Here is a 23343-nt window from a genome sequence, read left to right as displayed (position 1 = left end):
AGTGATGGAGGTACCGATCGTGGCAACCACCCGCACCGCGCACACCGCCTGGGAAGGCAACCTGCTCGACGGCAAGGGCGAGGTGACCCTCGCGTCGTCCGGCATCGGCACGTACCCGGTGTCCTGGCCGGCCCGCGCCGAGGCGGCCAACGGCAAGACCAGCCCTGAGGAGCTCATCGCGGCCGCGCACTCCGCGTGCTTCTCGATGGCCCTCTCGCACGGCCTGGCCGGCGCCGGCAACCCTCCCGCCAAGCTGGACACCCAAGCCGATGTCACCTTCCAGCCCGGCACCGGCATCACCGGCATCCACCTGACCGTCACCGGCGACGTGCCCGGCCTCGACGAGGCCGGCTTCGTGAAGGCCGCCGAGGACGCCAAGGCGAACTGCCCGGTCAGCCAGGCCCTCACCGGCACGACCATCACCCTTACCGCCAGGCTCGCCTGACGCCCCGAACCATCGCCGCGCCGCGAGCCTGCGACGGCCCCGAGGCCGACCTGAGACTCCGTCGGCCGCGCACTCCGGACCGTCAGGCTTGACGGCGGGGCGCGCTCCCGGCGCTCGACCAGCGCCCGGGGGCGCACAGGGGAAGCACGCGCCCTTGGTGCACATCATGTGATGTACACCAAGGGCGTCTGCGCATACCGCTGCATATGATCTGAAAGCGGGCGAATCACCCTGGCGGCGGTTACCGCGCGTTGCCGTCGCGTCCTATGATCGGCCGCAGCGCCCTGTTCTTCACGCGGATCCCCGCCCGAGCGCTCCATCGTGAGCACTCCGCACCGGACTGCGAGGACCTCGACAGAGTGCGGGAGCCGACCGCCGCAGTCCCGGGTGACCGGCCGGACCAGCCTTCAGCATCAAGCGTCAGCAGCGGACGGGAGCATGCCGTGCCGGGCCAGAACGAGGGGGCCGACGCACACCACCCAGGCGTGCGGCACGAGGAACCGCAACACCACCGCCACCTCCGGTCGCCGGTCCTCCGCCCCGCCAACGGCGGTGCTGCACCCGGCGGCCACGCCAACGGCGGTACTGCGCACGGTGGTTCCGCGGAGGGCGGCCCCGCCGACGGCGCGGCCCTCGGCACCGCGCCCAGCTCCCCCGGGGCGGACGGCGCGCACGGGGCGGACGGTGCGGACGTCATCCTCTGCCCCACCTGCTCGGCACCGCTCGCCAACGGCGTGCACCGGTCCGCCGACGGGTCGGAGCTGCCGCCCGGGGGGACGGAACGGCTGCTGGCCGCCCTGAGCGCGAGCGAGTCCCGGTTCCGGGCCGCCTTCTGCGACGCCGGGATCGGCATGGCCCTGATCGACCCCGAGGACCGGATCATCGAGGTCAACCCCGCCTTCGCCACCCTGGTCGGCTGCGGGGCCGGCGAACTGGTCCGCACGCACCTCCACGACGTCATCGACCCGGAGGGCATGCCGGACCGCCTGTTCCCCGAGCTGGTCGACGGCGGGCGCGAGCGCCTGCGGGTGGAGAAGCAGCTCCGGCACCGCGAGGGCCGCACGGTCTGGAGCAAGGTCACCATCTCGCTGATCCGGGACGGCTCGGGCAACCCGCTCTACACCCTGGCGATGGTCGAGGACATCACGGAGCAGCGCCGCCTCGGCGACCGCCTGGAGTACCAGGCCCTGCACGACCCGCTGACCCGGCTGCCCAACCGGACCTTCTTCTTCGAACGCCTCGACGCCGCCTGCCTCGCGGTGGCCGGCCCGGCGGGCGGGGGCGCGGACACCGTGACGGGCGGCGCGGCCGGCGGCGTGGCAGGCGGCGTGGCGAACGGGCCGGTCGGGCCGGTCGGTGTGGGCGGGGCGGGCGGTGTGGCGGGCGCGGCCGAGGTCATCGCGCCGCCCGTGGCGGCCCCGGTCCCCGTCGGTACGGTCACCACCGGTGCGGTCACGGCGGGTACGGTCACCGCGGGTGGGGTCGCCCCGGACGGACGCCGGGTGGGCGTCTGCTACCTGGACCTCGACGGGTTCGCCGCGATCAACGAAACCCTCGGCCACCACATCGGCGACCAGCTGCTGATCGCCGTCGCCACCCGGCTCCGGCGCGGGTTCTCCGGCCACAGCACCCACCTGGTGGCCCGGATGGGCGGCGACGAATTCGCCGTCCTGGTGACCGACAGCCGGGGCAGCGACCAGCTGACCGACCTGGCCGCCCGGATCCTCGAAGCGCTGGAGCGGCCCTTCGACGTGGCCGGCCACCGACTGGTGGTGACCGCCAGCGTCGGCGTCGTCGAGCGCTCCGTGCACGAGACCACACCGACCGACCTGGTCAAGGACGCCGACGCCACCCTCTACTGGTCCAAGGCGGACGGCCGGGCCCGCTGGACCCTCTACGACCCGGACCGGGGCGCCCACCAGCTGACCCGCCAGCTGCTCGCCACCGCGCTCCGCCCGGCCCTGGAACGCGGCGAGTTCACCATCGAGTACCAGCCGCTCGTCGGCCTCGCCGACGGGGCCGTGCACGGCGCGGAGGCCCTGGTCCGCTGGCGCCACCCCCGCTACGGGACGCTCTCCCCGGACCGGTTCATCCCGCTCGCCGAGGAGTCCGGCGCGATCGTCCCGCTCGGCAAGTGGGTGCTGGAGGAGTCCTGCCGCCAGGCGCAGCGCTGGCTCACCGAGTTCCCCGGGACCGAGACCTTCGTCAGCGTAAATCTGGCCGCGCGTCAGATCTGGGACTCCGACGTGGTCGCCGACGTGGCCCACGCGCTGGAGAGCACCGGCCTGCCGGCCCGGCTGCTGCAGCTGGAGATCACCGAGAGCGCGCTGCTCGGGCCCGGCGGGCGGCCGTTGCAGGCGCTGCAGGCGCTCGCCGACATGGGCGTCCGGATCGCGATCGACGACTTCGGCACCGGCTACTCCAACCTGGCGTACCTCTCCCGGCTGCCGGTGCACGTCCTGAAGCTGGACGGCACCTTCATCGAGGGGTTCCGCGACCCGGCTCCCGCCGGCCGGGCTGAACTCCCCGGGTTCGGCTCCCGGCGGAGCAACGCCGACGAGCAGATCGTCGGCGCGATGGTGCAGCTGGCCCACACCCTCGGCCTGACCGTCACCGCCGAGGGGATCGAGAGCGCGGCGCAGGCCGAGCGGCTGCGGCTGACCGGCTGCGACACCGCCCAGGGCTGGTACTTCGCCCGCCCTGGCGAGGCCGAGCTGGTCGCGGCCATACTCCGGAAGAACCGGCCCGTCCCGGACGGTGCCCGCGGCGTCCTCGGAGCGCACCGGCCGTAACGTCCGTAGCGTCCGCCGTGGCAGGGCCCTTCCCGGCGCGGCCTGCCGTGGTGCCGCCAACCGTGGTGCCGCCTGCCGTGACGCCGCCGGACGGCGCGCGGGAGCGCGGAAGGGCCGTGCCGTCCGGCAGGTCAGGCCGTGGCGGCCGCCCCGGTGAGGCCGTACGCCCGGGCGATCAGCCCGTACGAGCGGTGCCGGGCCTCGTGGCCGTGGATGTGCGAGGTGACCATCAGCTCGTCCACGCCGGTCCGCTTGCGCAGCGCCTCCAGGCCGTCGGCGACCTCCCCGGGCGAGCCGAGGACGACGTTGCCGAGCCAGTCGTCGATGAAGTCGGCCTCCGCCGGGCTGTACGGGTAGGACTCCGCCTCCTCGGGGGTGGGGATCGGACCCGGGTTGCCGCGGCGCAGCCGCAGCATCCCGAGCGCCGCCGAGCGGGCCAGCCTGCGGGCGGTCGTCTCGTCGTCGGCCGCGACCGCGCTCACCCCGATCAGCGCGTACGGCTCGTCGAGGACGGCGGAGGGACGGAACGCCGAGCGGTACAGGTCGAGGGCCGGGACGGTGTTGGCGCTGCTGAAGTGGTGGGCGAACGCGAACGGCAGGCCGAGGCGCCCGGCCAGCTGGGCGCTGAAGCCGGACGAGCCGAGCAGCCAGACCGGCGGCCGACCGTCGCCCTTGGGGACGGCCGTGAGCCGGGCGTAGGGGTGGCCGGGCGGGAAGTCGCCGTCCAGGAAGTGGGTCAGCTCGGCGAGCTGCTGGGGGAAGTCGTCGGCCCCCTCGCCGAGGCCGCGGCGCAGGGCCCGGGCGGTGGCGGGGTCGGTGCCGGGAGCCCGGCCGAGCCCGAGGTCGATCCGGCCGGGGTGCAGGGCCTCGAGCAGGCCGAACTGCTCGGCGATCGCCAGCGGGGCGTGGTTGGGCAGCATGACCCCGCCGGAGCCGAGCCGCAGCGTCGTGGTGTGGGCGCCGAGGTGGGCCAGCAGGACGGCCGGGCTGGAGCTGGCGACGCCCGGCATCCCGTGGTGCTCGGCGACCCAGAAGCGGTGGTAGCCCCACTCCTCCGCGCTACGGGCGAGGGCCGTGGTCGCGGTGAGCGCCTCGGCCGGGGTGTAGCCGGCACCGACGGTGGCCAGGTCCAGGATGGAGAGCGGCGCGGGCGCCGTGCCGCGGGCGCCGCCCCGGATCGTCGCGCCGGTCTGCGGCTCCGGTCCGCGCTCCTGCCGGTCCTCGCTGGTCATGCCGTCCGCCCTCCTGCTGCTCCGGTGGCGTCCCGGCGGTCGCGCTCGCGGCCGCCGGGCGCGGCCGCCTCCTTGGCGGGCGGACGCTGCTGCCGACGGAGGTCAACCACGCCGCCGGTTCCGGTGTTCCCCCGGCCGTGGCCGTCCTCACGTTCCCGCGGCCCGGCCGCCGCACGGCTGTGCACCGCGCCGCCTACCGACCGTTCGGCTGACTCAGAGCCAGCGGCCGGACACACGTGGCGACTTCACGCCAGCGCGGGAAGTCGCCAGCCGCAGGGCTCGCGATCGGCGGGCGTCGTCCGGCAGGCTGGGAGACAGAGCGGGTCACCCAACCGGATCCGCCCTTCACCAGCAAGGTCATCGGGCTGGACCAGCGCCGATCGATCCCCGCGAGCCCCTGGAGCGGCACCCCGCCCCCGGGGCTCGTGCCATTGTGAGGCGCAGCACAGCCGGGGTGCTTCATGGCATGAAAAGTCGAAGCGCTAGCGTTGACCCCTGCAGCCATCTGCTCCTCCGGGCAGCCTGGAGGGAGTCGGACCTTGGACATCTCAGCGGTGATCGGATCCTCATGGATCTGTGCCCTGGCGCTCTGCGCCGTGCTGGGCGACGCCTTCCTCCCGTTCATCCCCAGCGGGACGCTGGTCATCCTGGCCGTGCTGAAGACCTCGCAGATAGACGGCGCGCCGGTCCTGCTCGGGCTCGGCGTGGCGGTGGCCTCGTTCCTCGGCGACCTGCTGCTGCTCCACCTCGCCCGGCGCGGCGCGCCTTCGGTGCAGCGACGGCTCGAACACCGCCCGAAGCTGGCGGCCAGCGTGGCCCGGGTGCAGCAGGCGCTGAACGACCGGACCACCGGGGCGGCCGCCGCGATGGTGGTGATCGCGCGGTTCGTGCCGGCCGGGCGGACCGTCCTCGACCTGGCCATCGGCCACTCCTCCGGCCAGCCCTACCGCTTCCTCCGCTGGTCGGCGCTGGCCGCACTGGTCTGGGCCGCCTACATCGTCACGCTGGGCTGGCTCAACAGCCACTGGTTCGACACCGCCTGGCTGAGCCTCGTGGTCTCCTGCGCCGCCGCGACCGCGGTCAGCACCGCCATCGCCCGGATCGTCCGCCGCAACCGCCGGCTCGTCACCATCTGACGCACCGCCCGCACAGGCCTCACCGACCTCACTGCCCGCACCGCCCGCACCGGCCTCACCGACCTCACTGCCCGCACCGCCCGCACCGGCCTCACCGACCTCACTGCCCGCACCGCCCGCACCGCCCGCAAGGGTCCGGCGGCCTTCGGCGACGGTCACAGGACGGCAACAGAAGACTGCTCTCCGCAGCCGCCGCGGACCCTTTCCGCGTATTGACTGTCAGCGGACCTCGGCACCTTGGTGACCGCTACGTCCGCATGACATGCTGATGGCGAAATACCTATTATTTGCCCGATTTGACCGGTGCGGCCCGCGGCCGTCACCACCCGGCCAGCGGCACCCAGGGGGGACCATGACCAACATCTCGCGCAGGACCGTGCTCAGTGCCACCGCCGCGACTGTGGCCCTCGGTGCTGTGACGGCGTGCTCCAGCGGCGGATCCGGGTCGGGTTCGGGGTCGGGTTCCGCACCCGCCCCGGGCGACAGCACCACCGGCAACGGGCAGACCGGCAGCGCCACTCCGGGCAAGGGCACCCCCAAGGGCACGCCGATCGGCGACGGTTCCACCGCGGACACCGGCCCCCAGCCCAACCAGCCCAAGGCGGAGAAGCTCAAGCCCGGTGAGCGGCCGCCGCAGTTCGTGGTGTTCTCCTGGGACGGGGCCGGCGGCACCGACGACAACCAGTTCCCCCGCTTCCTCAAGCTGGCCGAGGAACACAAGGCCTCGATGACGTTCTTCCTCTCCGGGATCTACACCCTCCCGAAGGGCAAGGCCGACCTGTACCACCCGCCGAAGCATTCGGTCGGCGCCTCCGACATCCCGTACCTGTCGGACGGTGCGGTCAAGACCACGCTCAAGCTGATCAGCCAGGCCTGGCTGGCCGGCCACGAGATCGGCACCCACTTCAACGGGCACTTCTGTTCGAGCCGGCCGGACGGCAACGGCGTCAACAAGTGGACCCCGGAGGACTGGCAGAGCGAGATCGACCAGGCGATATCGTTCGTCACCCAGTGGCGGACCAACACCGGCTTCACCGACGTCGACCCGCTCCCCTTCGACTACAAGAAGGAGCTCATCGGCGGCCGCACCCCGTGTCTGGAGGGGCAGAAGACCCTGCTGCCCACCGCGGCCAAGCTGGGGTGGAAGTACGACGCCAGCTCTTCGGGCGGGCAGCAGATATGGCCGCAGAAGGTGCAGGACGGCAAGGTCTGGGACTTCCCGCTGCAGAGCATCCCGTTCCCCGGGCACACCTTCCAGGTGCTCTCGATGGACTACAACATCCTGGCCAATCAGTCCGCGGGCAGCACCAAGGGCGACCCGGCCAAGTACAACGACTGGCGCACCCAGGCCCGGGACTCCTACCTGGCCGGGTTCGACCGCGCCTACAACGGCAACCGCGCACCGTTCTTCATCGGCAACCACTTCGAGCAGTGGAACGGCGGCATCTACATGGACGCCGTCGAGGAGACCCTCAAGAGCATCGCGGGCAAGCCGGACGTCCGGCTGGTGTCCTTCCGGCAGCTGGTCGACTGGCTGGAGGTGCAGGACCAGTCCACCCTCCGCAAGCTGCGCACGCTGAACGTCGGGCAGGTGCCCGCGGGCGGCTGGGAGTCCTTCCTCGGCGCCGCGGGCTGAACGGCCCGCCGGGTGGCTCCCGCCCGGCGGCGGGAGCCGTAACGGGCCGCCGGTAGCCGTGACGGACCGGCCGTCGCGGGGACGGACCGCCCGTCGCGGGGACGGCTATCCGGCGGCGGTCCCGGGAGCGAGCAGGCGCCGCACCACGGTCTCCGCGCCGGCCGGACCCCAGAGGATCGAGTAGTGGTTGGTGCCCGGCACCGGACCCGCCGGGACGCGGGCCGGGTCCAGCCCGGCCGTGGCGATCCGCTTGTCGTCGTAGAGGGCCTGCGGTTCGTCGAACAGGCCGCGTTCCGCCCACAGCAGCTCTCCGGGGCAGGGCAGCCGGTGCACCGCGGTGGCCGCGTCCTCGTCCAGCAGGACCTGCGCGCCGTCGGTCTGCACGGCCTCCAGGACGCAGGAGGAGCGCAGCTCGGGCTCGGTGCCGATGAGATCGCGCTGGGTGTACGCGTCGATGTCGTCCGACCAATCGGCCTCGAAGGCCGGGTGCTGCCGCCAGAACGCCCGGTAGGCCGCCCGGTCGGGGAAGGTCATCGACAGCCGGGCCAGGGCCGGGCCGAGCACCGCGGCCAGGGCGTCCTCCTGCCGGACGCCCTCGGGCAGCGGGAAGGTGATCGCCCCGTCGACCAGCACCACCCGGCTGACCAGCCCGGGGTGCCGCACCGCGGTCAGCGCGGTGATCCACGCGCCCATGGAGTGCCCGGCGACCACGGTCGGCCCCAGGCCGAGCGCGGTGATCAGGGTCGCCACGTCGTCGGCGTGCCGGGCCAGGCCGTACGGCCCGGCCAGGGCACGGCTGGCGCCGCGCCCGCGTAGGTCGGGCGCGAGCAGCGTGGCCCGGCCGGCGAGCCGGCGGGCGACCTCGAACCAGGCGAGGCCGTTGGCGGTGATGCCGTGCACCGCCACGACGGTCGGGGCTCCGGGCACGGAGGCGGGCCAGCGGAGCACGGCCAGGTCCCCGTCGGGCACGGGAACCGTCAACTGCTCGGGCTGCTGGAGTGACTGGCTCACGCGGGGCTACCTCCTGTGGGGTGGGAACCGGCGGCACCGGCACCGCCGACGGACCGGGCGGGGCGGGACGAACGGCCGGCTCGGGCGGAGCGGATGCGGGCGGGCAGTCGGGCCAGGCCGCCGGGCAGCAGGTAGACCACGGCGACGAAGAGGCCGCCGAGCAGGAACAGCGGCTGGGAGAGCGGGACGCGCAGGACCGCGGGAAGGCCGGCGATGGCCTCGGAGTTGGCGAGGTCGCCGAGCCGGTGACCGGCCCAGGTGTAGATGACACCGCCGAGCAACGGGCCCCAGCGGGTGCCGGATCCGCCGAGGACGACCATGACCAGCAGCGAGAGCGTGGCGTCGGAGGTGGCGGCCTGCGGCGTGGCGCCGCCGGTCAGCAGGAGGTAGACCACCCCGCCCACCGCGGCGAGCCCTCCGGCGAGCACGAAGGCGACCAACTTGTAGCCGTACGGGCGCAGTCCGAGCACCTCGACCCGGCGTTCGTTCTCCTTGACGCCCTCCCAGACCCGCCCGATCGGGGAGCCGACGGCCCAGTGGACCGCGGCCAGGGTGAGCACCAGGTACGCGACGGCGGTCCAGTAGAGGTTGGCGGTGTTCTCGATGCCCAGGAAGGCCGAGGGCAGTCGGCCGGCCGGCGCGGACCGGCCCTCCTCGCCGCCGGTGAGGCCGCCGGGGTTGCGCTGGACGAGGATCGAACCGGCCTGCGCGAAGGCCAGGGTGACCATGGAGAACCCGATGCCGGTGACGCGGAGGCTGACCGAGCCGAGCAGCAGGGCCAGCGCGACGGCACAGGCGATGCCGAAGAACGCCGCTGCGGCGAAGGGCAGTCGGAGTTCGAGCATGCCGAGGTTGGTGGCGTAGAGGCCGGTCGCGAAGTAGAGCGCGTGGCCGAAGGAGAGCAGTCCGGTACGGCCGAGCAGGAGGTCGTAGCCGGTGGCGAGGGCCCCGTAGAGCAGGCACAGGGCGATGAGTTGAAGGCTCCCCGGGCTGCCGAGCGGTCCGTCGAGCAGTCCCGGGACGGGAAGCGCACTGTATGGGGCGACAAGGAGCAGGATCAGCAGGGCGATCGGCCACCAGCGTAGCGCTCGGTGCACCCTTGTCGAGCTCTCGGTCATTGATTCACCTGTTCGAGGGATGGTGCGGGCCTCGATCGTCCGTCCACAATGTTTCCCGGCAGGGCTGGTACCAGTCCCCCCTGCCGGAGTGGCGGCAGTGCGGTCGGCTGCGGTGCCACCGGTGCTCGCGCTGGGGGTCCTGGCGCTCACGCGAGCCTCCCGGTGAGTCCGCGGGGCCGTACCAGGAGCAGGACGGCGAGCAGGACGACGACCGAGAGGTCGCCGAGTCCCGCGGTGGTGTAGTAGTTGGCGAACTGTTGGACGAGGCCGACGCAGACCGAGGCCACGGCGGCCCCGGTGACGGAACCCATGCCGCCCATCACGACGACGACGAAGGCGAAAATGAGCAGGCTCGTCCCCTGGCCGGGGTTCACCGAGCCGAAGTAGAGGCCGCCGAGGGCACCGCCGAGCGCGGCGGCGGCACCGCCGAGGGCGAAGACGAGCGTGAACGCCCTGCGGACGTCGATGCCGAGCGCCGTGACCATCGCCCGGTCCTCGACGCCGGCCCGGACGATCAGCCCGTAGCGGGTGCGGGCGAGGAACAACCGAAGAGCGAGCAGCAGCAGGCCGGCCGCGGCCACCAGGACGAAGCGGTTGACCGGGACGGTCGCACCGAGCACGTGCCAGGTGCCGGAGAGCAGCTCCGGCTGCGGGAAGGGGCGGGCGTCCGCGCCCCACACGCCCATCAGGAGGGCGGGCACGGCCAGCCCCACGCCGACGGTGGCGAGGATCTGGTCACGCGGCCGGCTGTAGAGCGGCCGGATCAGGAAGAGCTCCAGCAGGACGGCGGCGGCCGTCCCGACCACCGTGCCGAACGGTACGGCGAGCCAGAAGGGGAACCCGGCCTCGGTGCCGGCCCACCAGGTGGCATAGGCGCCGACGGAGAGCAGGGCGCCGTGCGCGAAGTTGAGCACGTCCATCAGCCCGAAGATCAACGAGAGACCGGAGGCCACCAGGAAGTACAGCGCACCCAGACCGAGCCCGGTACAGACGAGGAGGACAACGGTGCCCATCAGGGGTTCACCTCCGTGGTGACGGCAGGAGTGACCGAGGTGTCCGGCGTGACCGGGGCCCGGCCGGCGGCGGCCGGGCCCGGACCCGGCCTGCGGCCGCCGACGCCCAGCAGCAGCCGGGCGGCCTCCTCGTCGGCCAACAGCTGCGCGGTGTCGCCCTGGTGGGCGGTGCGGCCGTCGGCCAGGACGACACAGGTGCCGGCCAGGCGGCGGACGAGGGCGAGGTTCTGTTCGACCAGGAGAACGGGCACGGTCTCGGCAGCCCGGGCCAGCACGTCGGCCACCTCGGCCACGATCTTCGGCGCCAGCCCCTTGGTGGGTTCGTCGGCGATGATCAGCCGGTTGTGGTTGAGCAGGGTCCGGCCGATGGCCACCATCTGCTGCTGGCCGCCCGAGAGCGTCCCGGCCAACTGGGCGGCGCGCTGCTTGAGTTCCGGAAAGAGTTCATGAACGAGGTGGTAGGCCGGCTCCGCGTCGCGGTCGCGCTCGGCCAGGCGCAGGTTCTCGGCGACCGTGAGGCCCGCGAAGATCCCGCGGTCCTCCGGGGCGTAGCCGATGCCCTGCCGGACCACGAGATGCGTGGGCAGGGAGGAGAGTTCCGTACCGGCGAACAGGACGCTGCCGGTGCGCGGCACCAGGCCCATCACGGCCTTCACCGTGGTGGTCTTGCCGGCACCGTTGCGCCCCAGGAGCGCGGTGACCCCGGTCGGTGCCACGTCGAGGTCGACCCCGTGCAGGATGTGCAGCCCGTCGACGACCACCCGCAGATCGCGCACGGAGAGGAGGGAAGCGGACTCGGTCACAGCGCCTCGCCCAGGTAGGCCTGTTGCACGGTGGTGTCGGCCATCACCGCTTCGGGGGTGTCCAGTGCGAGCAGCGTGCCGTGGTGCATCACGGCGAGGCGGTCCGCCAGGCCGAGCAGGACGTCCATGTGGTGCTCCACCATCAGTACGGTGCGGCCGAGATCACGGTGCACCGAGCGGATGAGTTCGGTGAGGGCCGGCACCTCCTCCGCACTCACCCCGGCCATCGGCTCGTCCAGCAGGATCAGCCGGGGGTCGGAGACCAGCAGGACGGCGAGTTCGAGCTTGCGCTTCTCACCGTGGGAGAGCGCGCTCGCCAGGGTGTCGGCCCGGTGCGCGAGTTCGGTGCGCTCCAGGGTCCCGGCCGCCTGGTCCGCGTAACGGTCGGCGCGGCGCCAGATCCGGTACGAGGCCCGTGGCCCGGCCGCGGCCTGCGCGGCCAGCCGGACGTGGTCGGCCACCGTCATCCCCGGCCAGAGAGAGGAGGTCTGGAAGGTCCGGCCGAGCCCGCGGCGCGCCCTGGCGTGGACGGCCTCGGCGGTGACGTCGGCGCCGTCGAGTTCGAGGGTGCCGTGGCTCGCCGGGTGGATTCCGGAGATCAGGTTGAAGAGGGAGGTCTTTCCAGCACCGTTCGGACCGATGAAGGCGATGAACTCGCCCTCCCCCACCGAGAAGGAGACGTCCTCGACGATCGGCACGCCGCGGACCGACCAGCCCAGGCCGGTGAGCCGCAGCACCGGCGGGGCCGTGCCGGACGAGGGCCCGACACCGGCGGGCGCGGGCCCGGCGCCGATGGGCGGAGGCGTGCCCACCGCGGACGAAGCAGGACCGGCCACCGGGGTCAGCCCGCCATCGGGGTGACCGGGGGCGCCACCTCGTCCGCGGTCAGGGTCTTCTCCACGGAGGGCTTGGCGGCCGCCCCGGCGCCGGTCAGCCGGACCTGGAACATCGGCTGGAGGAGGGCGTGGTCCTCGGCGCGCACCGTGGTCCGGCCCTTCACCCCGTCGAAGCTCCAGCCCTCCAGTGACTTCACCAGCCCGGAAGTGTCGTCGGCCGAACCGTGGTTGGCCTCGATCGCGTGCACGATCATCTGGGCGGCGGTGAAGCCGTCCGGGGTGAAGATGTCGGACTTGCCGCCGGCGGCGGTGACGGCTTCGTCCATAGCCTTCTCCACCGGGGTGCCGGCGGCGCCGCCGAAGTAGTGGTTCAGGAAGGAGATCTTCTCGCCCGCCGAACCGAAGAGCGGGTAGGAGGCGGCGAGGTCGAGGCCGGTGACGATCTTGGTCTCGGCGAACACGTCCTGCTGGTTCAGCGCCGTCCACAGGGCCGACGAGGTGTCGCCGGCCCAGGCGACGAACAGCAGGTCGGGCCTGGCGGTCTTGGCCTGGGTGGCGAACGGGGTCAGGTCGGTGGCGCTCGGCGGGGCGAGCACCGCGTCCACCGTCGCGCCCTGGGCCCCGAGCACGGCCTTGACGGCGGCCACGTTGGCCTGCCCGAAGGCGTTGTCCTGAGCGAGCACGGCGACCTTCTTGCCCTTGGCGTCACCGATGAACGAGGCCGCGGTCCTGATGTCCTGGTAGGACTGCCGGCCGGAACGGAAGGTGTACTTGTTCAACCCGGTGACCTTGTCGGCGGCGGCCGGGCCGCTGATGAAGAGCACCTTGTTCTGGGCGGCGATCGGTCCGACTTGGAGGGCGACGCCCGAAGCGGTGGAGCCGGCCAGGATCTTGTGCCCCTTGCCGATCAGGTCCTTGGCGGCCGACACCGCCTTGGCCGGGTCACCCGCGTCGTCCTGCTCCTCGAACTCGACCTTGTGCCCGTCGACCGCGCCGGTGCCCTTGGTCGCGAACTTCAGGCCGGCCTTGAAGCCCTCCAGGTACTGCTTGCCGTACGCGGCCAGCGGCCCCGTCCTGGAGTACACCAGGCCGACCTTGACCGGGCTCTTGGAACCGCCGCCGTCCGCCGCGGTGGTGCCCGCCGTCCCCGCCTTGGCACAGCCGGCGGCAAGGAGCGCACAGGCCGCGATGGCGGCGAGTCTGCGAGCCGGACCGGCGGTCGGCGTGCGGGCCGGTCCTGCCGCGGCGGTCGGTCCGGCGGCCGGGCCGGCAGGGGCGCCGGAGGCGGTCCTGGTGGGGGCTGTCGAGCTGCGCATGGTGACCGACTCCTGGGGTGCTGCGGGGGGTGGATGCCGGAACCGTAGGTGGGGCAAGCAGGCGGCGACATGTGCCCGGGTGACGCATCAGCCCGCCCCGATGTGGCGGTAGCCGCCATACCGCCGGTCCGGCCGCGCCACGGTGGTCAGCCGGTGTGGCCGGTCGCCATGCGCCCGCGCCCCTGCGTGGCGGCGGCCTCCATGGCACCGGCGGCCCGCGCACGGGGACGGTGGTGGAGCGCAGGCGTCCGCAGTCCCACGCCGGCCCACGCCCGCCCACTCCCACCCCGCCCACTCCCCCTCATGAGGTGACCCCTTGGACAAGGTCCTGGACTCCGCCGCCGCAGCGGTCGGGGACATACCCGACGGAGCGCTGCTGGCCGTCGGCGGCTTCGGCCTCTGCGGCATTCCGAGCACCCTGATCGGCGCGCTGGCCGCGACGGGCACCGGCGGCCTGCGCGTGGTGTCCAACAACTGCGGGGTGGACGACTGGGGGCTCGGTCTGCTGCTGCGGGCCGGGCGGATCGCCCGGATGACGTCGTCCTACGTCGGCGAGAACAAGGAGTTCGCCCGGCAGTACCTCTCCGGCGAACTGGAGGTGGAGCTGACACCGCAGGGCACGCTCGCCGAGCGGCTGCGGGCGGGGGGCGCGGGCATCCCGGCGTTCTTCACCCCGGCCGGGGTCGGCACCCAGGTCGAGGAGGGCGGGCTGCCCTGGCGGTACGGGGCGGACGGGTCGGTGACGCTGGCCTCGCCACCGAAGGAGGTCCGGGAGTTCGGCGGCCGCCGCTACCTGCTGGAGGAGGCCATCACGGCCGACTTCGCGCTGGTCCGCGCCGAGGTGGCGGACCGGCACGGGAACTGCGTCTTCCACGCCGCCGCCCGCAACTTCAATCCGCTCTGCGCGACGGCGGGCCGGATCACCCTGGTCGAGGCGGACCGGATCGTCGAGCCGGGCGAGCTCGGCCCGGACGCCGTCCACCTCCCCGGCGTGTACGTCGACCGGGTGGTCGCCGCCGATCCCGCGGACCGCCGCATCGAACGCCGGACCGTTCGCACCGCACCCCAGGAGGCCTGACCACCATGCCCGCCGAGACCTCCGCAGCAGCGCCCACCCCGCGCACGGCGCCCACCCCCCGCACCGCACCCACCGCACCCACCCCCCACACCACGCCCGACCCCCGGAACGCACCCGACCCCCGGAACGCGCTCGCCGCGCGGGCGGCCCGCGAGCTCCGCGACGGGCAGTACGTCAACCTGGGCATCGGCCTGCCGACGCTGATCCCCGGTCACCTCCCGAGCGGCATCCGCGTGGTGCTGCACTCGGAGAACGGCATCCTGGGGGTCGGCCCGTACCCGGAGGAGGGAGGCGAGCACCCCGATCTGATCAATGCGGGCAAGGAGACCGTGACGGTCGCCGCCGGGGCCTCGTACTTCGACTCCGCGTTCTCCTTCGGCATGATCCGGGCCGGCCGGATCGACGTCTCGGTGCTGGGCGCCATGCAGGTCTCGGCCGCCGGGGACCTCGCCAACTGGACGATCCCGGGCAAGCTGGTCAAGGGCATGGGCGGCGCCATGGACCTGGTGCACGGCGCCCGGCGGCTGATCGTCGTGATGGAGCACACGGCGAAGGACGGTTCGCCGAAGATCGTCGACGAGCTCTCGCTGCCGGCGACCGGCCGAGGGGTGGTCGACCGCATCGTCACCGAGCTGGCGGTCATCGACGTCACGCCGGACGGGCTGCGCCTGGTGGAGACGGCCCCCGGGGTGGGCTTCGACGACGTCCAGGCGGCCACCGGGCCGGCCCTCCTCCGGACGGACTGACCGCCGCAGCGAGAAGCGCCGACGAGAAGAGCGGTGACGCGAAGGCCGGACCACCCGCGCGGCGATCCGGCCTTCGCGCGTTTATTCGATCCGCCCGAATGCAGGTGCGCGAATCCCCCTCAATAGCACCGGCAGCAGCCCGCATGGCCGGGAACCGTCATATCTTCATGCTTGCGCAATGATCATTTCGCAGATCGGTTGCGATCATGCCAACGCTCCGGGAAAGTTGAGGAAGCCAAGGATCCCGCACCCCGGAAGGGAGTCCGGAGAACGCGCCGGGATCCCGCATTCGAAGTAGCCGAGCGGCCATACAACACAATCGATCGTATACGTTTTACTGATTGACGGCCCGGAAACTGCCCGGCAGCGGCGCAGTTCACCGGGCGGTGTTCTGCTTCGAAGGCAAGGCTCCGGGGGGAGTGGCCGGTCCCTGCGCGCAGCACGCGGCGCGGGGCCTCAGGTCGTATACCCCCGGTCGGAGCACGCACGAACGGGCCGGCCCGCACGGCCCGCCACGGGGGGAGCCACACATGAGCAAGCCGTTGTCGCGCCGATCGGATCCGACGTCCCGCGCAATTCCGACGTCCCGAGCAGATCCGGCAGCCCGAACGGATCCGGAACCGGCGGAGGACCTGCGTTCCCTCCCGGTCCCCGAAGCCCCCTACGACTACGGCCACTTCAGCCGTCTCGCCGGACCGGCCACCACACCCGACGCCCTCGATGCCGCCCCCGCCCCCTACCGCGTCCGGTACCGCAGCCTGCTGCGGCGCGAGCCGCACCGGATCCGGGCGGCGCTGCTCCTGCTGGCGGCCCCGCTGGTGGAGGCGGTGCTGCTCGTCTGGCTGCTGCTGCCCGACCACTGGCCGGTCCGGCCGGGCGAGACGCACTCCTGGCTGCTGCTCGGCGACAAGGTGATGATCGGGACCATCGCCGTGGTCGAGCTGTTCCGGCTGGTCAACGTCGTCTCCAACACCCACGCGACGCTGGTCGCCCGCGACCCCGTCCCGGTCACGCCTGAGGCGGGCACCCGGGTGGCGTTCCTCACCACCTGCGTGCCGGGCAAGGAACCGCCGGAGATGGTGCGCACCACGCTCACCGCCGCCATGGCCGTCCGGCACGACGGACCGTACAACGTCTGGCTGCTGGACGAGGGGGACGACCCCGCCATGCGCGAGCTCTGCGCCGAGCTGGGCGCACGGCACTTCAGCCGGCGCGGGGTGGAGCAGTGGAACCAGCCCCGGGGCAGGTTCCGCGCCAGGACCAAGCACGGCAACTACAACAGCTGGCTGCAGGCCCACGGCGGGGACTACGACTTCTGGGTCTCGGTGGACACCGACCACGTCCCGCTGCCGGAGTTCTGCGAGCGGATGCTCGGCTACTTCCGCGACCCGGACGTGGCGTTCGTAGTGGGGCCGCAGGTCTACGGGAACTACCGCAGTTCGGGCTCGGCGGTCACCAAGTTCTCGGAGAGCCAGCAGTTCCTCTTCCACGCGCTGATCCAGCGGGCCGGAAACCGGTACGGCGCACCGATGTTCGTCGGCACCAACAACGCCGTCCGGATCGGCGCGTTGCAGTCGATCGGCGGGCTGTACGACTCGATCACCGAGGACATGGCGACCGGCCTGGAGTTCCACCGCCGCCGCAACCCGGCCACCGGCGCGCGCTGGAAGTCGGTCTACACGCCGGACGTGCTGGCGGTGGGCGAGGGTCCGTCGTCCTGGACGGACTTCTTCTCCCAGCAACTGCGCTGGAGCCGGGGCACCTACGAGACGCTCCTCCGGCAGTACTGGCGGGCGGCCTGGCGGCTGTCACCGGGGCGGCTGCTGAACTACACGCTGATGGTCTGCTTCTACCCGATGGCGGCGCTCACCTGGCTGCTCGGCGGGCTGTCCAGCGTGCTCTACCTGGGGTTCGGGGCATCGGGCGTCCACGTGTCGTCCGAGATCTGGATGATGCTGTACAGCGACGCGGCCGCGCTGCAGGTGCTGCTCTACACCTGGAACCGGAAGCACAACGTGAGCCCGCACGAGCCGGCCGGGTCGTCCGGGGTGGCGGGCATGGTGATGTCGGCGCTCTGCGGGCCGATCTATGCAGCATCGTTTCTGCAGGCGGCACTCCGCCTCCGCAGTCGCTTCGTGGTGACGCCGAAGGGCCACTCGGCCAGTTCCGACCGGCCGGCGACCTTCCGGATCCACCTCTTCTGGGCGCTGGTCTTCGGCGGGGCGGTCACCGCCTCCTTCTTCACCGGCCACGACCACGTCGCCATGCGCACCTGGGCCTGCCTGGCGCTCCTGCTCAGCCTGCTGCCGATGCTCGTCCTGGCCGCCGATGCCGTCCGGCGGCGCCGGGCCCGGCCGACGTCCGCCCTCTCGGTCACCGGCACCACCACGGTCACCGGCACCAGCATCAGCACCACAACGCTCACCGGCACCAGCATCAGCACCACAACGCTCACCGGCACCACCACGGCCGCCGCCGTCCCGCCGCAGAGCCGCTCCGGCTCCGTCACCACGGCACCCGTCACCGCCGCACCCGCACCCGTCACCACGGCACCCGTCACCACCGCACCGGCCGCCGCGCCCACCACACGCTGAACCGCCCGTCTCACGAGGGGACCAAGCACCGTGAAGATCCGCAACGCCGGCCGCACCAGGCGCCTCGCCCTTGGCAGCACGGTCGCGCTGACCGTGGCCGGGATGAACGCGCCGGCCGTGCTCGGCTTCGCCGACGAGCAGTACCACCAGTACGTGATCAACCGCCCCGAGTACAAGGCCGAGTACGGCCACTGGCAGACGGTCGTGCTGCCCGCGGAGTTCCGGATCAACGCCATCCACGCCAGCCTGCTCCGCACCGGCAAGATCCTGATCATCGCCGGCTCCGGCAACAACCAGCGCAACTTCGACGCGGGCACCTTCAAGAGCCTGCTGTGGGACCCGGCCAAGAACACGTACAAACTGGTCCCGACCCCGGCGGACATGTTCTGCGGCGGCCACACCGCCCTGCCGGACGGCCGGCTGCTGGTGGCCGGCGGCACCCGGCGCTACGAGGCGCTGGACGGTGCCGTGAAGAAGGCGGCCGGCACCATGCGGGTCCGCAACGAGAACCCCGACGCGGCCCGGACCCTCCCCAAGGGCACCGTCTTCACGGCGCCGAACGGCCGCGCGTACGTGTCCACGGCCGACGTGACCGTCCCGGCCGCCGTGAAGACCGGCGCCGGGGACCGGACCGTGGTCAAGGCCAGTGAGCAGCACGTGTTCGTCGAGGCGGCGGCCCCGGGCAAGGAGTCCGTCAGCACCTCCCCCGCCCAGTACGCGATCAAGGGCCTGAGCGGCGCCGAGGCCCGGAACCTCTACGGGATGGCCGACCGCCTGACCCTGGAGAAGCAGGACTTCCAGGGCATCCGCGCCGCCTTCGAGTTCAACCCGGACACCGAGATGTACGAGCAGGTCACCGACATGGCGTACGCCCGCTGGTACCCCACGCTGACCGGGCTGGGCGACGGGCGGGTGGTCACCGTGTCCGGCCTGGACGACACCGGGCAGATCCTCACCGGCAACGACAACGAGATCTACGACCCGGCGGGCAAGACCTGGTCCAAGGCGCCGGACCGCTACTTCCCCACCTACCCGTCGATCTTCCTGACCGCCTCCGGCAAGCTCTTCTACTCCGGTTCCAACGCCGGCTACGGGCCTGCCGACAAGGGTCGCGAGCCGGGGATCTGGGACCTCGGGGACAACAGCTTCCAGCCGGTCCCGGGCCTGCGCGACCCGGCCCTCACCGAGACCTCGTCCTCCGTGCTGCTGCCGCCCGCCCAGCGGCAGAGGGTGATGATCCTGGGCGGCGGGGGCGTCGGCGAGTCGCCGCTCTCCACCGCCCGCACGGACATCGCCGACCTCTCGGCCGCCGCGCCCGCCTTCACGCCGGGGCCGGACCTGCCGGCCGGCGGCACCCGCTACCTCAACAGCGTGATCCTGCCGGACGACACCGTGTTCACCACCGGCGGCTCCGCCAACTACCGGGGCAAGCACCGGAGCGACCTGCTGAAGGCGCAGTTCTACCACCCGGACGCCAACACCTTCAGCACGGCGGCCGAGCCGAGCATCGGCCGGAACTACCACTCCGAGGCGTTGCTGCTGCCCGACGGCCGGGTGGTGGTGCTCGGGTCCGACCCGCTCTTCGCCGACAAGGCCGACACCCAGCCGGGCACCTTCGAGCAGCGGATCGAGATCTACACGCCGCCGTACCTGTTCCACGGCGAGCGCCCGCAGTTGACCGACGCCCCGGCCGCGGCCCGGCTCGGCTCGACCGTCACGGTGAGGTCGCCCGCCCCGGACGGTGTGGTCACCGCCAAGCTGGTCCGGCCGAGTTCGGTCACCCACGCGACCGACGTCGAGCAGCGGTCGGTGGCCCTGGACGTCGGCGCGCGCTCGGACGGCGGGGTGGCGCTCACCCTGCCGGGCAACCCGAACCTGCTGCCGCCGGGCTGGTACATGCTGTTCGTGACGGACGGCGCCGGCACCCCGTCCGTCGCCCGCTGGATCAAGGTCACCCCCTGACCGGCAAGCCCACCCGACCGGCACACCCGCCGACCCGACCGGCCCGGCCACCCACCCGACGGGCCCAACCCGCCTACCCACCCCCCTACCCGACCGCCCTCTACGCGCCGCCGCGGGCGAGCCCCAGGGCGTACGGCAGCCAGAACTCGCCCGCCCGGGGCTCGCCCCGGCCGCACTCGCCGTCGGACTCGCCGGGGTTCTTGATCCAGAGGTAGGCGTCGACCCCGGGCCGGCCGGTCTGGGTGGTGGGCGGCTCGCCCAGCGCCCGGCCGGCCGGGTTGCACCAGGCGTCGGCGCCGAGCGGGCCGTTGCCGTTGCGGCTGGTGTCGATCACGAAGTGCTTCCCGCCCAGCGCGGCGGAGAGCTCCGCGCCGTACGCGGCGTTCCGGTCGGTGCCGTAGAAGTTGGAGACGTTGACCGCGAAGCCGTCCGCCACCGCCACGCCGGACTTGCGCAGGGCGTCGGCCAGGGCCGAAGGGTCCTGCGCCCAGCCGGGGTTGCCCGCGTCCAGGTAGACCCGGACCTGCGGGCGCTTCTTCAACTCCTGGACGGCGAAAGCCAGCAGGCCGTACCGCTCGGCGGCGGCCGCGCCCTGCACGCCGCAGCCGTCCAGGGTGTGCGCGACGGCGTCCGGCTCCAGCACCACCCACGCCTTGCGGTCGCCCAGCGCCTCCGCCAGGCCGGTGATCCAGGAACGGTAGGCCGCAGCGTCCTGCGCACCGCCGGCCGAGTACAGGCCGCAGTCGCGGTGCGGGATGTTGTACGCGACGAAGACCGGCGTGCGGTCCACGGCCGCGGCCCGGCGGCTCACCTGGTCGACGATGCCCTTGGCCGCCTGGTCGCCGAGCCACTGCGAGGAGGGCTGGGCGGCGATCTTCAGCAGGGTGTCGGCCTCGGCGGTCCGGCCCTGGGCGCGCAGGGTGACGAGCTGCCGGGCGGCGGAGGTCTGGTCGGAGACGTAGAAGGTCTGCCCGGGAGGCTGCGCGAGCCCGCCCCCGGACGTCCCCCCGGCCGCCGCACCCCCCGACGCCCCCGTCCCGGCGGCGGCCGCATCGCCCGCGCCCGCACTCACCCCCGCACCGGTGCCGCCGCCCGAACCGCCGGACGTGCTCCCCCCGTTGCACCCCGCCATGACTGCCGTCAGCCCCAGCGCCGCCGCCCCCACGGCCAGCCGGAACCCCGCTCCTCGTGCCACCCGGCGCACCTGCCGCCCCTCCCAGACCCGGTCCGGCGACCCGGTCGGCACCCAGCTTCGCACACCGGGTACCGGCCGACGGCCGGGGCCGGTGAACGGCGGGCGGCGGCGAACCGACGGAACGTCAGCTCGCCGCCGTGGCCGGTCAGGCCTGCTTGAGGTCCGGCACCCGCCAGTCGATCGGGTCGACGCCGAAGCCGTCCAGCGCCGTGTTGATCTGCGAGAACGGGCGGCTGCCGAAGAACAGCTTGGCGGAGAGCGGCGACGGGTGCGCCCCCTGGACCACCACGTGCTTCTCGGTGTCGATCAGCGGCAGCTTCTTCTTCGCGTAGTTGCCCCAGAGCACGAAGACCACCGGCTCCTCGCGCGCGCTGACCGCCTTGATCACCGCGTCGGTGAACTTCTCCCAGCCCTTGGCCTTGTGCGAGTTCGCCTCGTGCGCGCGGACCGTGAGCACCGCGTTGAGCAGCAGCACGCCCTGCTCGGCCCAGTGCATCAGGTAGCCGTTGTCCGGGGCCGGGATGCCGAGGTCGGCGTCCAGCTCCTTGAAGATGTTGCGCAGCGACGGCGGCGTCTTGGTGCCGGGCAGCACCGAGAAGCTCATGCCGTGGGCCTGGCCGTTGTCGTGGTACGGGTCCTGCCCGAGCACGAGCACCCGGACCTTGTCGTACGGGGTGGCCTCCAGCGCGGAGAACTCCTGGCCGCTCGGCGGGAACACCTCGTGCTCCGCGCGCTGGGCCGCCACGAAGGCCGCCAGCTCGGCGAAGTACGGCTTCTCCGTCTCCGCGCCCAGCACCTCGCGCCAGGACTCCGGCAGCTCCAGCCCGGCGCCCGCGGCCCCGCCCGTGCCCGCCTCGTCCACGCCCGCCTCGACCGTGTCCGTCACGACATCAACCTCCCACCGGACGGGGGCTCCCGCCGCACCGCCCCGACCCACGGGCGTACCGCGGCCCTTGCGCCGCACGCCCTCTTTCCACCCCGAACGCTACACAGGCCCACCGACACTCTTCACTCCGCCGAGGATCCCGGCGCCACCGGAGCACTCTCCGGTACCCTCGTCGGCTTCGCACCGACCATCGCCCGGTCCGCACCCGCCGGGCCCGCAGTCGCAGCCCGCCCCACCCGCACGTGCTCGACCACGTTCAGCGCCACCAGCAGCACCGCCAGCACCCCCAGCACCACGATCGCCGGCAGCGCCACCATCGCCGGGGCGAGCCCCAGCACCACCACCGCCGCCACGATCCGGGTCGTCGACATCGCCCGGAACATCATCCACCGGGTGTAGCCGAAGGTCAGCAGGTACAGCCCGCAGCCCCCGTACAGCAGCGCGACCGAGCCCGCGCCGAGCGTCTGCCGCGGGTCGGCCACCGTCTCACCGAAGCCGACCGCCACCGCGATCACCCCGGCCACCAGCGACAGGTGCCCGTACTGGAAGACCCGGCGGATCACGTCCCGGCGCGAGTCCGCGACGGTCACGGCGTGCCGCATGGCGTCCGCCGCGTAGACGAAGTACTGCCACCAGAGCCCGCAGGAGATGGTGAACGCCGCCGCCACGGCGGCCAGTTCCGCGGCGTCGACCCGGGCCGCGGCGGCGGTGGCGCCGATCCCGACGATCGACTCGCCGAGCGCCACCAGCAGGAACAGCGCGAACCGCTCCGGCATGTGCGCCGGGTGGTACGCGACGTTGGCCAGCCGGTTGCGGAACAGCACCGGCCCGGACAGGTCGCAGAGCGCCGCGAGCGCCCAGAGCACCAGCCGCGGCCCCTCCGGCAGCAGCCCGCCCGTCACCAGCAGCGGCCCGCTGACCAGCACGCCCACGCCGTACGGGCCGCGCCACACGCCCGGGACGCGGATCAGCAGCACCAGCAGCACCACCCGGGCCAGCCAGTACCCGGCGCCGAGCAGCACGCCGCGGCCCTCGTAGGCGCCGGGCACCGCCAGCGCCATGAAGAGGCCGGCCAGGCCGACCGTGAGGATGCCGAGCCGGTCCCGCGGATTGTCGACGTCCCGGATGTTGGCCTGCACCGTGGTGCCCACCCAGCACCAGTAGACCGGCACGAAGACCACCAGCGCCCGGGCGACGCCCGCCCAGTCGTGGTGGTGGTGCAGCAGGCCGGAGACCTGCGTGACGGCGAAGACGAAGACCAGGTCGAAGTAGAGCTCGGCCCAGGTGACCCGCTTCTCCTCCGCCCCTTCGCCCGCGGCAATGCCCATGTCGTCCACGGGACCGCTCATCCCGTCCGCCCCCTTCTGCGATGAGCACGAAGAAGGGCCCCGCCCCCGGCCGTCGACCGGGGGCAGGGCCCGCAACAGCAGGGCCGAGGTTAGACCAGCTCGACCAGGTCCGCGACGGAGTTGACCACCCGGCCCGGCCGGTAGGGGAAACGCTCCACGTCGGCGGCGGCGGTGAGGCCGGTGAGCACCAGGATG

At 73.0% G+C, this 23343-nt stretch carries 19 protein-coding genes; 8 read left to right on the top strand and 11 right to left on the bottom strand.

All coding sequences use genetic code 11. The annotated features are described in order from the left end of the window. The first annotated feature begins 19 nt into the window (after positions 1–19). Both ABZ885_RS03705 and ABZ885_RS03700 read left to right on the top strand, forming a co-directional pair. Positions 20–445, top strand: a complete 426-nt coding sequence (locus ABZ885_RS03705) for an OsmC family protein (protein WP_360182980.1) — start codon at positions 20–22, stop codon at positions 443–445. A 485-nt stretch (positions 446–930) separates the two neighbouring features. Next, positions 931–3237, top strand: coding sequence for an EAL domain-containing protein (locus tag ABZ885_RS03700; RefSeq protein WP_360182978.1), 2307 nt, complete (start codon positions 931–933; stop codon positions 3235–3237). Positions 3238–3368: 131 nt separating this feature from the next. Here the strand turns inward: ABZ885_RS03700 and ABZ885_RS03695 are convergent, their stop codons facing one another. Next, positions 3369–4469, bottom strand: a complete 1101-nt coding sequence (locus ABZ885_RS03695) for an LLM class flavin-dependent oxidoreductase (protein WP_360182976.1) — start codon at positions 4467–4469, stop codon at positions 3369–3371. 539 nt (positions 4470–5008) lie between these two features. On the opposite strand from ABZ885_RS03695, the gene ABZ885_RS03690 reads away from it, so the two are divergent. Beyond that, positions 5009–5605, top strand: a complete 597-nt coding sequence (locus ABZ885_RS03690; protein WP_360182974.1) for a VTT domain-containing protein — start codon at positions 5009–5011, stop codon at positions 5603–5605. A 352-nt stretch (positions 5606–5957) separates the two neighbouring features. After that, positions 5958–7241, top strand: a complete 1284-nt coding sequence (locus tag ABZ885_RS03685; protein ID WP_360182972.1) for a hypothetical protein — start codon at positions 5958–5960, stop codon at positions 7239–7241. A 105-nt stretch (positions 7242–7346) separates the two neighbouring features. Here ABZ885_RS03685 and ABZ885_RS03680 read toward each other — a convergent pair whose 3' ends face one another. The 6 genes from ABZ885_RS03680 to ABZ885_RS03655 all read right to left on the bottom strand — a co-directional run bounded on the left by ABZ885_RS03680 (position 7347) and on the right by ABZ885_RS03655 (position 13338). Further along, positions 7347–8252 (bottom strand): alpha/beta hydrolase, encoded by a 906-nt coding sequence (locus tag ABZ885_RS03680; protein WP_360182970.1) that lies wholly within the window; start codon positions 8250–8252, stop codon positions 7347–7349. After that, entirely contained in the window at positions 8249–9370 is a 1122-nt protein-coding gene (locus tag ABZ885_RS03675) for a branched-chain amino acid ABC transporter permease (protein WP_360182968.1), read from the bottom strand. The genes ABZ885_RS03680 and ABZ885_RS03675 overlap by 4 nt, the downstream gene beginning before the upstream one ends. Before the next feature lie 146 nt (positions 9371–9516). Next, positions 9517–10383, bottom strand: coding sequence for a branched-chain amino acid ABC transporter permease (locus tag ABZ885_RS03670; RefSeq protein WP_360182966.1), 867 nt, complete (start codon positions 10381–10383; stop codon positions 9517–9519). Then, entirely contained in the window at positions 10383–11186 is an 804-nt protein-coding gene (locus ABZ885_RS03665; RefSeq protein ID WP_360182964.1) for an ABC transporter ATP-binding protein, read from the bottom strand. The genes ABZ885_RS03670 and ABZ885_RS03665 overlap by 1 nt, the downstream gene beginning before the upstream one ends. Then, positions 11183–11923, bottom strand: a complete 741-nt coding sequence (locus ABZ885_RS03660) for an ABC transporter ATP-binding protein (RefSeq protein ID WP_360182962.1) — start codon at positions 11921–11923, stop codon at positions 11183–11185. The genes ABZ885_RS03665 and ABZ885_RS03660 overlap by 4 nt, the downstream gene beginning before the upstream one ends. 104 nt (positions 11924–12027) lie before the next feature. Then, a complete protein-coding gene (locus ABZ885_RS03655; RefSeq protein ID WP_360182960.1) occupies positions 12028–13338 on the bottom strand; it encodes a substrate-binding domain-containing protein in 1311 nt (436 codons plus the stop codon). A 316-nt stretch (positions 13339–13654) separates the two neighbouring features. Between ABZ885_RS03655 and ABZ885_RS03650 the strand changes: the two genes are divergently transcribed. From ABZ885_RS03650 to ABZ885_RS03635, 4 genes are all read left to right on the top strand, one after another. Then, entirely contained in the window at positions 13655–14416 is a 762-nt protein-coding gene (locus ABZ885_RS03650) for a CoA transferase subunit A (RefSeq protein WP_360182958.1), read from the top strand. A 5-nt stretch (positions 14417–14421) separates the two neighbouring features. Beyond that, on the top strand, positions 14422–15162 hold the full coding sequence (locus ABZ885_RS03645; RefSeq protein ID WP_360182957.1) for a 3-oxoacid CoA-transferase subunit B: 741 nt from the start codon (positions 14422–14424) through the stop codon (positions 15160–15162). A 530-nt stretch (positions 15163–15692) separates the two neighbouring features. After that, on the top strand, positions 15693–17756 hold the full coding sequence (locus ABZ885_RS03640) for a cellulose synthase catalytic subunit (RefSeq protein ID WP_360182955.1): 2064 nt from the start codon (positions 15693–15695) through the stop codon (positions 17754–17756). Between the two features lie 102 nt (positions 17757–17858). Further along, positions 17859–19718, top strand: coding sequence for a galactose oxidase-like domain-containing protein (locus ABZ885_RS03635; RefSeq protein ID WP_360183026.1), 1860 nt, complete (start codon positions 17859–17861; stop codon positions 19716–19718). A 100-nt stretch (positions 19719–19818) separates the two neighbouring features. On the opposite strand, the gene ABZ885_RS03630 is transcribed toward ABZ885_RS03635, so the two are convergent. The 4 genes from ABZ885_RS03630 to ABZ885_RS03615 all read right to left on the bottom strand — a co-directional run. Then, positions 19819–20913 (bottom strand): glycoside hydrolase family 6 protein, encoded by a 1095-nt coding sequence (locus tag ABZ885_RS03630; protein WP_360182953.1) that lies wholly within the window; start codon positions 20911–20913, stop codon positions 19819–19821. Positions 20914–21058: 145 nt separating this feature from the next. Next, the gene (locus ABZ885_RS03625; protein WP_360183024.1) at positions 21059–21736 is read right to left on the bottom strand and encodes a uracil-DNA glycosylase; all 678 of its coding nucleotides are present in this window, start codon (positions 21734–21736) and stop codon (positions 21059–21061) included. Positions 21737–21921: 185 nt separating this feature from the next. Next, positions 21922–23148, bottom strand: coding sequence for a low temperature requirement protein A (locus ABZ885_RS03620; protein WP_360182951.1), 1227 nt, complete (start codon positions 23146–23148; stop codon positions 21922–21924). Positions 23149–23237: 89 nt separating this feature from the next. Beyond that, positions 23238–23343: HAD hydrolase-like protein (locus tag ABZ885_RS03615; RefSeq protein WP_360183022.1), on the bottom strand; the 106-nt coding region annotated here is incomplete at its 5' end.

Origin of the sequence: Kitasatospora sp. NPDC047058 (assembly GCF_040643935.1) — a bacterium.
Taxonomy (GTDB): Bacteria; Actinomycetota; Actinomycetes; order Streptomycetales; family Streptomycetaceae; genus Kitasatospora.
This window is presented reverse-complemented; position numbering and strand designations above follow the sequence as displayed.

Excerpts from the sequence above, each read along its gene's own strand:
- ABZ885_RS03620 (WP_360182951.1), bottom strand. The coding sequence starts at position 23,148 with ATGAGCGGTCCCGTGGACGACATGGGCATTGCCGCGGGCGAAGGGGCG.
- ABZ885_RS03675 (WP_360182968.1), bottom strand. The coding sequence starts at position 9,370 with ATGACCGAGAGCTCGACAAGGGTGCACCGAGCGCTACGCTGGTGGCCG.
- ABZ885_RS03635 (WP_360183026.1), top strand. The coding sequence starts at position 17,859 with ATGAACGCGCCGGCCGTGCTCGGCTTCGCCGACGAGCAGTACCACCAG.
- ABZ885_RS03655 (WP_360182960.1), bottom strand. The coding sequence starts at position 13,338 with ATGCGCAGCTCGACAGCCCCCACCAGGACCGCCTCCGGCGCCCCTGCC.
- ABZ885_RS03685 (WP_360182972.1), top strand. The coding sequence starts at position 5,958 with ATGACCAACATCTCGCGCAGGACCGTGCTCAGTGCCACCGCCGCGACT.
- ABZ885_RS03670 (WP_360182966.1), bottom strand. The coding sequence starts at position 10,383 with ATGGGCACCGTTGTCCTCCTCGTCTGTACCGGGCTCGGTCTGGGTGCG.
- ABZ885_RS03695 (WP_360182976.1), bottom strand. The coding sequence starts at position 4,469 with ATGACCAGCGAGGACCGGCAGGAGCGCGGACCGGAGCCGCAGACCGGC.
- ABZ885_RS03645 (WP_360182957.1), top strand. The coding sequence starts at position 14,422 with ATGCCCGCCGAGACCTCCGCAGCAGCGCCCACCCCGCGCACGGCGCCC.
- ABZ885_RS03640 (WP_360182955.1), top strand. The coding sequence starts at position 15,693 with ATGAGCAAGCCGTTGTCGCGCCGATCGGATCCGACGTCCCGCGCAATT.